General features: G+C 40.3%; 16 protein-coding genes and 1 tRNA gene. 6 read left to right on the top strand and 11 right to left on the bottom strand.

The genetic code is table 11. The annotated features are described in order from the left end of the window. Positions 1-49: 49 nt before the first annotated feature. Positions 50-556, bottom strand: coding sequence for a hypothetical protein (locus tag JMW85_RS12685; protein WP_201582011.1), 507 nt, complete (start codon positions 554-556; stop codon positions 50-52). A 46-nt stretch (positions 557-602) separates the two neighbouring features. Next, positions 603-1,310 carry an AIPR family protein gene (locus JMW85_RS12680; RefSeq protein WP_201582010.1) on the bottom strand — a complete coding sequence of 236 codons (708 nt, stop codon included), beginning with the start codon at positions 1,308-1,310 and terminating at the stop codon, positions 603-605. A gap of 116 nt (positions 1,311-1,426) precedes the next feature. On the opposite strand from JMW85_RS12680, the gene JMW85_RS12675 reads away from it, so the two are divergent. Continuing rightward, entirely contained in the window at positions 1,427-1,639 is a 213-nt protein-coding gene (locus JMW85_RS12675; protein WP_201582009.1) for a helix-turn-helix domain-containing protein, read from the top strand. Positions 1,640-1,715: 76 nt separating this feature from the next. Here the strand turns inward: JMW85_RS12675 and JMW85_RS12670 are convergent, their stop codons facing one another. The 4 genes from JMW85_RS12670 to JMW85_RS12655 form a co-directional block, all read right to left on the bottom strand. After that, positions 1,716-2,048 (bottom strand): TIGR01244 family sulfur transferase, encoded by a 333-nt coding sequence (locus JMW85_RS12670; protein WP_201582008.1) that lies wholly within the window; start codon positions 2,046-2,048, stop codon positions 1,716-1,718. Positions 2,049-2,176: 128 nt separating this feature from the next. Beyond that, positions 2,177-2,503, bottom strand: a complete 327-nt coding sequence (locus JMW85_RS12665) for a beta-lactamase hydrolase domain-containing protein (RefSeq protein WP_201582007.1) — start codon at positions 2,501-2,503, stop codon at positions 2,177-2,179. Between the two features lie 217 nt (positions 2,504-2,720). Next, complete coding sequence (locus tag JMW85_RS12660; RefSeq protein ID WP_201582006.1) at positions 2,721-4,430, bottom strand: SulP family inorganic anion transporter; 1,710 nt, start codon at positions 4,428-4,430, stop codon at positions 2,721-2,723. Between the two features lie 243 nt (positions 4,431-4,673). Beyond that, a complete protein-coding gene (locus tag JMW85_RS12655; protein WP_319020723.1) occupies positions 4,674-5,042 on the bottom strand; it encodes an ArsR/SmtB family transcription factor in 369 nt (122 codons plus the stop codon). A 279-nt stretch (positions 5,043-5,321) separates the two neighbouring features. Between JMW85_RS12655 and JMW85_RS12650 the strand changes: the two genes are divergently transcribed. The 3 genes from JMW85_RS12650 (at position 5,322) to trxC (ending at position 7,078) form a co-directional block, all read left to right on the top strand. Then, positions 5,322-6,194: an MBL fold metallo-hydrolase gene (locus JMW85_RS12650; RefSeq protein ID WP_201582005.1), complete on the top strand. Its 873-nt coding sequence runs from the start codon at positions 5,322-5,324 to the stop codon at positions 6,192-6,194. Positions 6,195-6,360: 166 nt separating this feature from the next. Beyond that, positions 6,361-6,543 carry a YgaP family membrane protein gene (locus JMW85_RS12645; protein ID WP_045444095.1) on the top strand — a complete coding sequence of 61 codons (183 nt, stop codon included), beginning with the start codon at positions 6,361-6,363 and terminating at the stop codon, positions 6,541-6,543. A 97-nt stretch (positions 6,544-6,640) separates the two neighbouring features. Next, positions 6,641-7,078, top strand: a complete 438-nt coding sequence (gene trxC / locus JMW85_RS12640; RefSeq protein WP_201582004.1) for a thioredoxin TrxC — start codon at positions 6,641-6,643, stop codon at positions 7,076-7,078. Between the two features lie 146 nt (positions 7,079-7,224). On the opposite strand, the gene JMW85_RS12635 is transcribed toward trxC, so the two are convergent. The 4 genes from JMW85_RS12635 to JMW85_RS12620 form a co-directional block, all read right to left on the bottom strand. Next, the gene (locus JMW85_RS12635; RefSeq protein WP_045444098.1) at positions 7,225-7,626 is read right to left on the bottom strand and encodes a hypothetical protein; all 402 of its coding nucleotides are present in this window, start codon (positions 7,624-7,626) and stop codon (positions 7,225-7,227) included. A 147-nt stretch (positions 7,627-7,773) separates the two neighbouring features. After that, positions 7,774-8,133, bottom strand: a complete 360-nt coding sequence (locus JMW85_RS12630) for a SirB2 family protein (RefSeq protein WP_109591781.1) — start codon at positions 8,131-8,133, stop codon at positions 7,774-7,776. Between the two features lie 92 nt (positions 8,134-8,225). Then, entirely contained in the window at positions 8,226-8,549 is a 324-nt protein-coding gene (locus JMW85_RS12625; RefSeq protein WP_109591779.1) for a BolA family protein, read from the bottom strand. 367 nt (positions 8,550-8,916) lie between these two features. Next, on the bottom strand, positions 8,917-9,729 hold the full coding sequence (locus JMW85_RS12620) for a M48 family metallopeptidase (protein ID WP_201582003.1): 813 nt from the start codon (positions 9,727-9,729) through the stop codon (positions 8,917-8,919). A 671-nt stretch (positions 9,730-10,400) separates the two neighbouring features. Between JMW85_RS12620 and JMW85_RS12615 the strand changes: the two genes are divergently transcribed. Together JMW85_RS12615 and JMW85_RS12610 are read left to right on the top strand one after the other, a co-directional pair. After that, positions 10,401-10,475 (top strand) — tRNA-Gly (locus tag JMW85_RS12615). Positions 10,476-10,764: 289 nt separating this feature from the next. Continuing rightward, positions 10,765-11,556, top strand: a complete 792-nt coding sequence (locus JMW85_RS12610) for a glucose 1-dehydrogenase (RefSeq protein ID WP_109591775.1) — start codon at positions 10,765-10,767, stop codon at positions 11,554-11,556. A 214-nt stretch (positions 11,557-11,770) separates the two neighbouring features. On the opposite strand, the gene JMW85_RS12605 is transcribed toward JMW85_RS12610, so the two are convergent. After that, positions 11,771-13,006, bottom strand: coding sequence for an amidohydrolase family protein (locus JMW85_RS12605; protein ID WP_201582002.1), 1,236 nt, complete (start codon positions 13,004-13,006; stop codon positions 11,771-11,773). Between the last annotated feature and the right edge of the window lie 320 nt (positions 13,007-13,326).

The raw sequence follows: 13,326 nt of genomic DNA, 5'->3' as shown, positions 1-13,326 counted from the left end.
CCAATACCTATTAAGGTAAAGGAGCTTTTTTAGTCATTATTTATTAGTTTCATGATTTTGATTGATTCATAAGCTGGATAATAAGATGATTTTTATATTCTAAGTCTACAAGGTTATAAAGGTCTCTCCAGTGTCCAGCGTCTTTACCTAATGCATTAGGGTTATTACCCAAAGATCTAGACCGATCTACAGTATTCTTAACCATTTGTGCGCCAAGTTTATCATAATATTCAAATGGGTCAGCTTTCCACTCATACATCCCATCGTCCCCTTCAGCAACTAATGCTCTAAATGAGGCTAATATTGGCAAAATGAAAGAACGTGGACTTTTAAATTCAATCTCTTTATTCAGAATTTCTGTGTGGAAAGTAACTGTACTACCATCCTTTTTTATCTGGACGCCTTTCAATGCACCGTATTTGCCATTTGATACAGCATCTTTATATTTTTCATGTAATGTAGATTCTATGTAATCATACAATTTTAATATATCTGGAATTATAGTTATCATTTTATAAAAGGGATTAGATTTTTCTTTTTTTATGGATTTCTGCATTTCATTATGATATTTAATATATTGTTTTAAACAATAATTTTTTTGACTATAAGTTGATACGGGTTGACGTTCTGAGTCGAAAATCCTGAATATTAAAGTTATAGATTATAGATATAATATTTTCAATCAAGATACGCTTGTCACTATCATTTTCTACGAAAGCAATCTGATCATTTAGATCTATTCCTTCAATATTTTGAAGAGGCAATTTAATTAACTCGAATTTTTTCTCTAACTCAGCTATAGATTTCTCACTAACTTGAACAGATGTATTTCTAGCTTTAGCTAATTCCGGAAAGAAGCTTTCTGCTCCTACGATAACTTCAAATCTAACATAAACTTTTTCTGTTATTTTGTCCCTATTTTGCAAAATTATTTTATATGTATGACCACCATCAATGTTCCCATGAACTTCTGGATCTTCCATTTTAATAGTAGCTATCGAACTGCGAGTATTATAGCTAATATCTGCAGCTGATATTATAATGCCTCGATTTTTTATATGGAAATTTCCATCATCCATAAATAGGCTTTCTTTTATACTTTTAGCTACTTGAGTAGAAAGGTTTTGTTCTCTTGGATTGGTGTCCATAGGTATATTATTTGGTACGTCCTGAATTTCTAGATAAAATTCATATACCACAGGATTTCTTGAAATTTCATTATATTCACCAAAAGGACTTGGTAAGTTTCTAAATGCTTTAACGGGAAATTCATAAGTTTCTATCATTTCAGTAGCATATATATCTTTCATTAAAGTGTTCCTTTTATTTAAGTTGATTATTTATTGCCTATTAGATAATTACCTGACAACATCCACTATTCTATATAATTTATCTTTAATGCAAACCGCATATATACGGTATTAATATGAAAATTGGTAAAACATTGAAAAATTATCGCCAGAGCTATAACTTCACTCAAGTTAAATTAGCAGAATATGCTGATCTGAATGAGAAGTATTATGGTCAAATTGAAAGAAATGAATGTAGCCCAACTATTGAAGTACTAGGAAGAATATGTGACGCCTTAGACATTACTATGTCGGATTTTTTTAGAACTCATGAGGGTAAGGCTAAGTAAGTTTCTAATTAAAAACGCCCATCCAAAATTTGGACGGGCGTTTTATTAAGCAATAGCAATTATATTCAAATCACTATTAATCGTCTAACAAATCCATTTTCTTAGCGGCTTCATAGATACCCGTTGAACGAGCACCGGTACGACAAAAGATTAACATCGGCTGCTCAGCTTGATTAAAAAAGTCAGCAAATTCTTCGACATGGTTTTGATTAAGCTCACTACCAGCGAAAGACACTTCTTTATAAGCAAGACCTGCTTTTTTAGCAGCAGCTTCAATCTCAGCGCTGGTCGGTTGGTTCGGCTCTTCACCGTCTGGACGGTTGTTAATAATGGTTTTAAAACCATTTTCAGCAATCATAGGTACTTGATCAGGGGTGATTTGTCCGGTAATACTAATTTGATGGCTCATAAGAGCTCCTTTTTATTTTTCATATTAAATAAAGTGTGTGGCGTAAAATACAGAATCTTAGACTAATCTTAATAGGCAACTTTCTAAAGAGACCGTATGTAAGCGTTATCGATTTTTTATAGTAACGGTTATAACAAACCTTGCATCAATGCGCTTTGATACAACAATTTAGCACGTGCACCTGTCCCGCAAAACATCAATATCGGTTTAGGCATCGAGCGATAAAATGCTGCAAATTGCTCGACAGTCGCCATGCTCAAGCGCTCATCATCAAAGGGTAAATGATGATAAGTAAGGTTGGCTTTTGCCGTCGCACTGGTAAAGTCGCCGCTATTGGGCTGCGTTTCTGTCTCAGCATCAGGACGAATATTGAGCACGGAGCGGTAGCCAAGCTCAGCAATCTTGACACATTGGCTTGGATAAATTTGCTTATAAATGGTTAAATTATCGGTCATAAGTCGTTTCGGTCGCGTATATTAAAAGACGTTTGGAGGTATAGTATTGTAGCTAAGCGCCATTTTATAAAGGCTGTACTTTAGGTATCTCTTCTAAAGGCTGTATTTTTTAAGGGCTTATACCAATTTAGCATAACACAGCTTTTATCATATCTATATTTTGTCACAGCATAATAATAAGTATGCTTGATTGAGCAACATATGTCTCACAGACCGATTAGATATCTTTTAGCGCATTTACCGCATCCATCGTGCTTAAATAAACTTGACCTGAGAGGGTGGTAATGACCGAAGTATGCTCGATAATGTCCATTACTGGCCCTTTAATAAAGCTAAAGTTTAAATGTTTATTTTGGTTCAACAGTTCTTGATTGAGGCTAATCAGCATCTCTTGTCCGGTCAGGTCAATATGATTGACTGCTGACATGATGAGTATGACCTCATGCGCTTCTGGATATTGCTGAGTGGCTTGTATGACCCTGCGATGGACAGATTCACTATTGCCAAAAAATAAGCTCTCATCGATACGCAGCATTAGTAAATTGCTAAATGTCACCACATCGTGACGGTTTATATTGCGAAAATGCCCTGTGCCAGCTAGCTGACCAACCACAGCGACGTGCGGTTTACTCGATTGCCAAATGAGGCTAGCAAACGACACCATCAAACCAATTACTAAGCCTGTATTTAATCCAAATATCAATACGCCGATGAATGCCGCCAAAAAGCTGGCCGCATCTAGACGGTCGCGTTGCCATGCCGATTTCAAGGTTGCCATATCAATGAGACCGATGATCGATGCCATGATGGTTGCGCCCAATAAAGCGTAGGGCAGTGGTGCGAGTACATTGCCAAAAGCGATTAAAGCAGCAATCATGACCAGCACAGTTACTAAACTTGCCACTGGTGTTTTGGCACCTGAGTCGGCATTGATAGCGGTGCGAGAAAAGCCGCCAGCGACGGTAAAGCTTTGAAAAAAGCCACCTGCCATATTGGCAAGCCCCAATCCAGTCAGCTCACTATTGGCATTAAAAGTCTCACCGCGCAGGCGTGCATAGTTGCTGGCGACGGAGCTGCTAGAGACAAAGATAATCAATGCCATCAAACCTGCGCTAGGTAATAGATTCAGCGCCTCATCGAAGTCTGGTACATAGGGCAGGGTAAAGGTTGGTAAGCCTTGTGGAATACTACCAATCGTGGCCACGCCGTTCGTAGTCCAGTGTAAGCTGATGCTCAAAACAATCGCAATACCGAGCAAAATAAGCGGAAATAGTCGCTCAGCCCATTTGGCATAAGACGCTGATAACCAAGATTTCCATAGCCATTTGCTACCGTAGCGATTGGTCGCCAACAGTGCAAAAGCAATGACGCCAATAACTAAGGTTAGCGGGTGTAGCTGGCGCGCATACATTTGCATGCTTGATAGATAACCGATTAAGTTATTTCCCGCAATCGGAATCGCGGTCAGATATTTAAGCTGACTGATAAAAATTAATACGGCGGCACCACTGATAAAGCCTGCTGAAACGCCGCGACTGATAAATTGCATAATCCAGCCAAGCTTGAGCCGCCCTGCTAGCCATAACATCGTACCAACCATCAATGACAGCAAACTTGCCATTAATATATACTGCTGAGTGCCCTCTGTAGCATAAGGGTGCAGGCTGCTGGCTGTCATAATCGCTGTAATAGCGACAGGCCCTACTGCTTGCACATTACTCGAGCCTATCCATGCATAGACCAGCACGGGAACGATGGCCGCGTAGAGTCCATAGACGGGTGGCAATCCTGCCAATACCGCATAACCTAAGCTTTGTGGAATGACGAGCACCCCAACCACCAACCCAGCAACAACGTCAGTTGGCAAGGCAGACAGCTGATATTGACGCAACCAAGCAGGAATCAGACGAGCGGCGATAGAAGGCATAGCAATATGTCATCACAATATATAGTCAATCCTATATAAATCAGATACGGTGTCAGGCTCGCTTAGTCTACTATTTGTAGTACTTTCGCTTGCCTTCCTTGTATCTAAACTATATTGAACCGACTATAGTAGAAAAAATTGAATAAAAGAAAAGAAAAGGTTAAATACAGCCAAGCGCTAAATTCATAAAGTTATGCTGAAAAATGACGCTAACAAGTGATGCTCAAAATTCAAGCCAACAAACTAGCTGTCAGTTTTGGCACAAAAGCGTTCATACAATAAATGTAACACTGCCAAGGCATCGTCGCTGGCAATACTATAATAAATTTGCTTGCCTTCGCGGCGGGTCGTCACCAGCGCATCTTTGCGTAGAATACCAAGCTGCTGTGACAAGCTTGGCTGACCAACACCGACTAAGCTTTCAAGCTCGCTGACGCAATACTCTCCTTGAGTCAACTGACATAAGAGTAATAAGCGGTCTGGATGTGAAAGCGACTTTAATAGTTGGCTGGCTTGCATGGACGCTTGCTGCATTTGCTCAGCAAGGTCTTTAGGTGCAAAGTCTGCTACGCTAGATGACGCATCATCAATGCTAGTAGTCGAGGTGCTCAATGCTGAAGTAGAAGTAGTCAGAGCAAGCTCCTTATATAAGACATAATAAAAGATTTAGGATTAATAGCTAAGATAAGATTAATTATCAATGATATTGACACGGATAGCAAGTTATCATTATTTACATTATATAAATTGATAAAATGTTAAATCGTTGCTATATTGATATGCATCGTTGATAAATATGTGGCGGTCAATACGATAAGTAGAAGCTGGCGCATATTATACTGAACAATTTATCAAAAAATAAAATATTCATCTAAAAGTAAAGAGGTAGCCATGCAAGTTCATTCATTCTTACATAGCGACACAGAAACTTATACTCACGTACTCGCGGACGTTCAACAACAAGTCTGTGCCATCATTGATCCTGTATTGGATTTTGATGCTAAGTCAGGGTGCACTAGTACTACTAGTGTCGATGAGGTGATTGGGTTCGTCCGAGAGCATGGTTGGGAGCTGGTTTACATCATAGAGACTCATGCGCATGCTGACCATATATCCGCCGCGATACACGTCAAAGACAAACTCGGTGGGCAGTTGGTAATCGGTCAACATATCACCGAAGTGCAAAAAATATTTAAGCAAATATTCAACTTTGATACCAGCTTTCGCACCGATGCCAGCCAGTTCGATATTCTAACGGATGAGGGCGATACTTTGGCGCTGGGCAATATTACTATTACGGTCATGTATGTACCGGGTCATACGCCGGCAGATATGGCCTATATTGCTACTGATGATGAAAAGACCGTGGTCTTTGTTGGTGATACTTTATTTGCTCCTGATGTCGGGACGGCTCGCTGTGACTTTCCAGGTGGGGATGCCAAGACGCTGTACCACTCAATCAAGAAGCTCCTTGCGCTCCCTGAAGATACGATAATATATCTGTGCCATGATTATCCAAGCAAGGGTCGCCAGCACTGTCCAACCACGACTGTCGCTGCACAAAAACTGGGCAATATCCATGTCAAAGATGGCATCAATGAAGCAGAGTTTGTGCAAATGCGTGAGCGCCGCGATGCCACTCTTGATATGCCGCGTCTCATTATTCCATCGGTACAAGTAAACATCGATGCAGGTCATTTCCCAGAGCCAGAAGACAATGGTACCCGTTATCTCAAAGTACCGATTAATGTACTTGGGCAATAAGACAGATATCAGGATAAGTAGACATCAGAAGAAGCAAACATTATAAACATGCATCACGTTACGTAAGCACAATACGAGTATAAGCCATCATAATGCTAGTCTTTACCGTAAACACATGGCTATATTACCCCTCTACCATTAAGCCTTCACACTTAAGGATTGAACCATGGAAATTAATATCGGCAGTACTGAGCGTTTACTACGTATTATCGCGGGTGTTGTGATTATCGGCTTGGGTTTGTATTTTCAAAGCTGGTGGGGCGTGATTGGCTTAGTACCTTTACTCACAGGACTCTTCCGCTTTTGTCCTTTGTATAAAATGCTTGGGATGAATACCTGCAAGCGTTAAAAAGTCGCTAGATTTATTGTCATAAATACATAATCAAGCATGGGTATTGGATACTTTGATTGACCAATACCCATGCTACTTGCATAGGAGTCTTATAATGAGTGAGCAAAACTCTCATCTGGTCTGCCCACATTGTCAGGCAACCAACCGCATACCAGCAGCCAAACTTAGTGCTGCGCCAAATTGTGGCAAATGTGGTCAGCCGTTATTAACGGGGAGTCCTCATGAACTAAATGCCCAAACGGTTCGTAAAGTCATTCAAAAAAATGAGGTCTTGACCATCGTTGATTTTTGGGCGAGTTGGTGTCAGCCGTGTCTAATGATGGCACCGCAGTTCAAAGCCGCAGCGGCGCAACTGCCACAAGTGGTTTTTGCCAAAATACAAACCGATAAATATGAGCAAGCGGCGGCACCTTATAATATTCGCAGTTTGCCAACCATGGTGGCTTTTAAAAATGGTAGAGAGATCGCGCGACAATCTGGTGCTTTACCTAGCGATCAAATTGTTCAGTGGGTACAAAGCTTACATTCTTGAGTTTTAACGAATTATGATTATAAAAAAGCCAGTATGCTTATTGCATGCTGGCTTTTTTATAACAAATACTATCTAAAGTCATCAAAGGATTGAACAGTTAAATATTACTTATCAAACTTAACTTATTAAACATAACCTATCACGTATTACTCGCCATAAATCTTAACACCATTGGCAAAGCTACAACGCTGAATGCGGGCGGATTGAATGATTGCATCACGCTCGCCATAGAGCCGTGATAATTTTGCATCGCGCGCCTTGGTATTGTTGCTTTTGCCAACGCCAAAGCTAATATTAGGGGAGATGCCCCAGCGTCCCGCAGAAACCCCAACCCCGACACCTGAGGCGGATAAAGTTGATTGCTCATTGCGCGCCGCGTCGACATAGCGATTGACGCGGGTATATTCTTGGCTAAGGGCTTGGCAATCGTAACTTTGATACGTGCTTGGCGGCACATATTGTGGCGTGACATTGCCCGTCGAGGCACAGCCTGAGAGACCAAAAATGCCAGCTGTCGCCAGTAGTGTCGCTGCAGTAAGAGTTTTCATAGTGGCTCCATTAGGCTAGGTTGAGGCGATTGTATTTATGTAAGATAGCAAAAATAATGGGATTAAGATATTGAAAATATGGCACTTATTAAATATTTTCAATGCTAGTAATATAAGTATTTGTGCAATTAAAATATGATATGTTTATTAAAATAAGTTACCAGGTTTAGCAAAGGCTAGTACCACAATGCCCACATATGCCGCTCCAGCAATAAGAATACCGGTCTTTCTTTGGCTAGATGTGGCGTTATTATTAAACGCTTTAATACTGGCACTGATAGCCGCAACGAGTAAGATTACTTTTGCAAATACCCACTGTATGGGTGCATTGGCACTCATCAGCTGCATTAGCATGACTGCCCCTGACACAATAATGAGGGTATAGAGAATGTGCGAAGAGATTTTGACCACGCGTGGCGCTTGCTTGTTTGAGCTTAATACCAAATAGCTCTGATATAAAAACAGGGCAATGAGCAATACAGCCATGAGCATGTGTAGATGTTTCATGAGATATTATTTCCTTTAAAGGTGCAGTTTCAGCGCTTACTGGTTACATATGATTATGGTATGGAAAACACTACCTTCGCAATAGTTCGTTATTAGCCCTTGTTTTGTCCAGCACATAACGGACTATCAGGGCTTTGACCTTGCCATTCTATTGGGGTATAAGCATGAATCGCTAAAGCATGGATTTGACCGCCTTGCGAGGTTAATAAGGAGTTTGCCAGTCTATATACAAGCTGATGGCGTGCGACCAATCTTTTGCCTTCAAAAGCATCACTAACAATCGTAAGCTTAAAATGGCTTTCTTTGCCATCAAAATAACCAGAATGATTCATTGATTCATTCAACAATTCTATATGTTGCGGCTGCAACGCTTGTAGCTCAGCATTGAGCGCATCAGCGGTCGGTGTTTTACTCATAATAATCTTTCCATATATTTTGCCTAATAGTACTTGGCGGTATCATACTTAGCAATTTGTGAATTGCAAATAATGCCCATTATAGCAGACGCTATTAGCGGTAAAACCTGCTATTAAGTGGCGTGTGCCTGTAAGCGATTACACTTTTGAGCTATCCTGTTTCTAAAAAATATAGCAATGAAAGATATTCTTTTTAACATACTGTCTTAATGACGAGAGCTAATAGCTAGTCATGGCAAGTAGCGGTATCTGTTAGCTATCAGCATAAAAAAGCAGAGCACAATTGATAACCTGTACTCTGCTTTTATAAGTAACAATCATTATAAGTAACAGCCATTTACTCAAAGCATGAAATCAAACCACTTCATTAGCGACGCGCTTTTTGATAAAGCGGCATCACTTTAGGCATTAATGATTGCAATTGAGCAATACGATTGCTGCTGGTCGGGTGAGTGCTTAAGAACTGCGGTGGCTCACCTTGGCTAGCGCTTTGCATTTTTTGCCATAAGGTAACCGCTGCTTGCGGATTATAGCCAGCACGTGCCATTAACTCTAGACCAATTTGATCGGCTTCAGCTTCTTGTGTGCGACTGTGTGGACGGCTCAGTCCCAAATCACCAGCGACGTTGGCAAGCTCAGCTTGACCTTGTGACAGTCCAAAGATGCTAGCAGCCACGCCGATACCAGTCTGTGTGGCATATTGACGTGAGAGACGTTCACGTGAGTGCTCACGCAGCGCATGTGACATCTCATGACCCATAATAGCCGCAATCTCATCATCCGTGAGATTCAGGCGGTCAATGATACCCGAGTAAAACATGATTTTACCACCCGGTACCACAAAGGCATTCAGCTCATTAGATTTGATCGTATGCACTTCCCATTGCCATTTCGCCGCATCTGGACGGTAGACTCCGACCTGACCGACCAAACGATTAGCGATGTTCTTTAAGCGATTAAGCTGAACCTTATTGGTATCTAACACGCCGCGCGATTTTGCTTCTTGCAACGTTTTGGCATAACTCTGTGCAGACAGCTGCAAAACTTGCTCACTAGAAACCAGTAATAGCTGCTGACGGTCAACGCCAACGGCCCCAGTACTGGTGGTGCTGGTACAGCCTGTCAGGGCTAGTGCCGACAATGAAGCGGCCATTACGGTGCTGGTCAGTAATTTTTTCATAATAAACATCCTCGCTGTAAATGATAAAAAGTAAAATAGAACAAAGTGGCGGTTAATAACAAAGCAGCTGTTATCAAAGCGGCTATTAATAATAAAGCGGTTGTCGTTAAAGTGATTATCGTTCAAATGACTCGTGTTACATTTTTTGTGGGATAAAAAGCCAAAGCGGCAAGTAAGGCAATTTTTTATTAATGTTCTACCTATGCTTGCTACGTGACCTCAACAGTAAAATTTTACCCGAACTGTCATTAGGCATAAGTATAATAATGTTACTAAGGCAAAACCAATGCAGGAAAAGTAACAATACAGCGTAGGATTGTAAGTGAGAGGGACGTTGACACCAACAAATCTATTTTTCGCTATTAACGTCTATAAACTTGATAGGCGGCATAAATCTCAGTCAAAAAATAGTCTCATAGGCAATGAGATACTACCTACAAGGACAGAGCTTTAGATTTTTAACATTATTCTGAAAAATAACTGATATTATTTAAAATAAATAATTATTTCTAAATCAATTATTTATGATAATTACATCAATAAATAGCGAGTTAAAGACATAATATTGGAAATAAACGTTAAAAATAAGGTTGACAGGGTTAGAATATCTGATAGAATAGCCAGCCTATCGAGACGGAGTTGTTGTTAACAACACTACAATTCGATAATCAGCGGGAATAGCTCAGTGGTAGAGCATAACCTTGCCAAGGTTGGGGTCGAGAGTTCGAATCTCTTTTCCCGCTCCAAATATGGCTTGAAAAAGCATCAAAGCCTCACTTTATTGTGAGGCTTTTTTTTGTCCTGATTTTAAGGGTTGTCATTATTTCTTAAGAACATTTCGATGACATGCCAAGTTACTATCGACTGAATTCACGACATAGATTACTAAAAGTTGCAGCGCCAAAACTAAGTTACAAAAGGTGGTCAATTTGACACATTAGGCTCAGTTCAATCATGCATAATTATATAGATCGTTTAAACGAATATAACAACAAATAATCCATCTATAGACCATGATGATAATAAGGAATAATTATGCAAGAATTCAAACATAGAGCATTTAATGAATTATTTGATCTGTCAGGAAAAACCGCAATTGTGACGGGCGGTGCAAATGGTATTGGTAAAGCAACGGCGTTACGTCTAGCACAAGCTGGGGCAAATATCGCTGTTGCTGATTTAAAATTAGAAGATGCAAAGGCTGCGGTCAAGGATATCGAAGCTTATGGTGTAAAAGGCTTGGCAGTCGAATGTAATATCTTAAAAGATGAAGATTTGGTCGCTATGGTAGATAAGGTCGTCGCTGAATTTGGCACGGTCAATATTTTAATCAATAATGCTGGTGGCGGCGGCGGTGGTCGTGAAAACCCAGCCACCGCATCGGTCGATGATATTCGCCGTGACTTTGAGTTAAATGTGTTTAGTGGCTGGCGTTTGTCTCAATTATGCGTGCCACACATGAAAGCGTCGGGTTATGGTTCGATTGTATTTACCACTTCGATGTCGAGTATCAATAAAAGCCCGAACATGAGTGGTTATGCAGGATCAAAAGCGGCTGTCAATCATATGGTGGCGAACTTGGCACATGATTTTGGCCCTGAGGTACGCGTCAATGCGGTTGGCCCTGGTGCCACGCGTACTGATGCGTTAAAAACTGTACTAACACCAGAAATCGAAAAGAAAATGCTAGAGCATACGCCGATTCAACGTCTGGGTGAAGCCGATGATATCGCTGGTGCTATGCTATATTTTGCCGCACCACTATCTGAGTGGGTCAGTGGTCAAACCATATTTGTGAATGGCGGCGGTGTGCAAACCTTAGACTAAGCTTATCTGCATATGAAGGTATTTAAACCATGATGTTAAAGCTATTGTAAGTAGTGAAAAACCGTTATGAAAAGCATCATTCAACGTATAGTTGGGTGACGCTTTTATCGTTTTAAGCCTATGTTTTATGATAAATATAATGGCGCATTGATAGGCTGTATCTTTCAATTGACTGAATGTGCTCAATTAAAGAGTATTCAAGTTACTCAAGTTATTAAAAGCAAATATGGGCGACCTCATTGCAAAAGGTTTGCTTGCCATTTTTAAAGCCTGCGATGGCTTGTGAATTGATTCTAATCGCTTCTACCGCGTCTTTCGCTTCTAATATGACTAGGGTAGCCGGTGCTCCTACTTTAATCTCCGTTTGTCGTGACAAAAGCTTCGCTGCATTTTTGCTAATCATATCGAATACCTCCGCTATCTGCTCATCTTTTGCTAATTGAGTGATATTGGCATACATATTTGCCATTCTAATCAGTGAAGCATCACCGTAAGGCGTGAAAGCATTTAAAATATTATTGCTAGAAATAGTCGTATTGATGCCCATTGCTAATAGCTCATTGGCGTTGACCATGCCTCTAGGAATGAGCGCATCATAATCACGTCCATTCAAAAATATGTCGGTGGCTGGTAACACCGTCAAGGTAATGTCAGCGAATTTCAGTAACGCAGCCATTTCTATACGTTTGTCTTTGTCCATCGCCGATAATTTAGTCACATGACCAATAGACACGCGACCTTGATAATGGCGCTTGATGGTTTCTTCAACCAATTTTGGAATGCTCGAGCCTTGTGGATCCAGATCAAAATCTAAATGAAAATCAACATCGACGTCAAACTGCTCAGCCAAATCAAACACCATTTCAATATGCTTGTGAGGATTTTCATCTTTGTATGGACATCCGCCAACCAAATCAGCGCCTTGCGACAATGCCAGTTTTAGTAGCTCATAAGTATGCAGGTCATTGCTCAATCCTGATTGCGCAAAGGCGCAAATCTCTATATCGATGGCAAATGCATAGGTATCGCGGGCTTTTTTGATGGCATTAAAGGCACGCATCTCTGTTTTTGAATCTGTTTCAACAAAGGTGCGCAGACCAACGGTGCCTTTTTTAATCGCCATCTCAATCACTCGTGAAGCACGATTAAACACATCTACTTCCGTAAAATCCTTTTTAGCCTTACCTGTTTCTTCAACAGCCTCGTTTAAATCACCTTGCTCTATAGTACAGCGATCAAGGATGCAGGCTTTATCAAGGTGAATGTGGCTCTCATAGAATCCTGCACAGACAAAGTAACCTTTAGCATCGTAAAGTGCTCTTGGCGCATCATCATGTTCAGTTTTTTTTGCAACGTCGTCAATGCTCTCAATATAAGCGCCGTTTATACTGATATTAACCAAGTTTTTATGATTGGGTAATTGGGCATTTTTTATAAGTAAATCTGGCATCGTTTTTCCTTATTTTTTTGCTTGAAATGACTTAATGATCAATGGCATTTTAGTGTCAAGAGTGGGGGTTTTAAGCTTTAAATCCGCATGACTATTCGATGTTTTTATTTTTTCCTACTCAACGGTCGTTTTTTGTTCATGAGTGGTTAGGGGCAAGCGTCATCGAGTCTAATATATGGAATATAATGACCACCGCTACGGTATGTAGACTTTGTTTATAAATAGACTATATCGTTTTTACCACATACTTAGTTATTGATATTTTATTGTTATAATTATCTTATAAGTTTTGAGTGTACGTTAAGATATACTAATAATAA

This window comes from Psychrobacter glacincola (assembly GCF_904846075.1).
Classification (GTDB): domain Bacteria; phylum Pseudomonadota; class Gammaproteobacteria; order Pseudomonadales; family Moraxellaceae; genus Psychrobacter; species Psychrobacter glacincola_C.
Note: the sequence above shows the minus strand (reverse complement) of the source record. Positions and strands in the feature narration are given on the sequence as shown.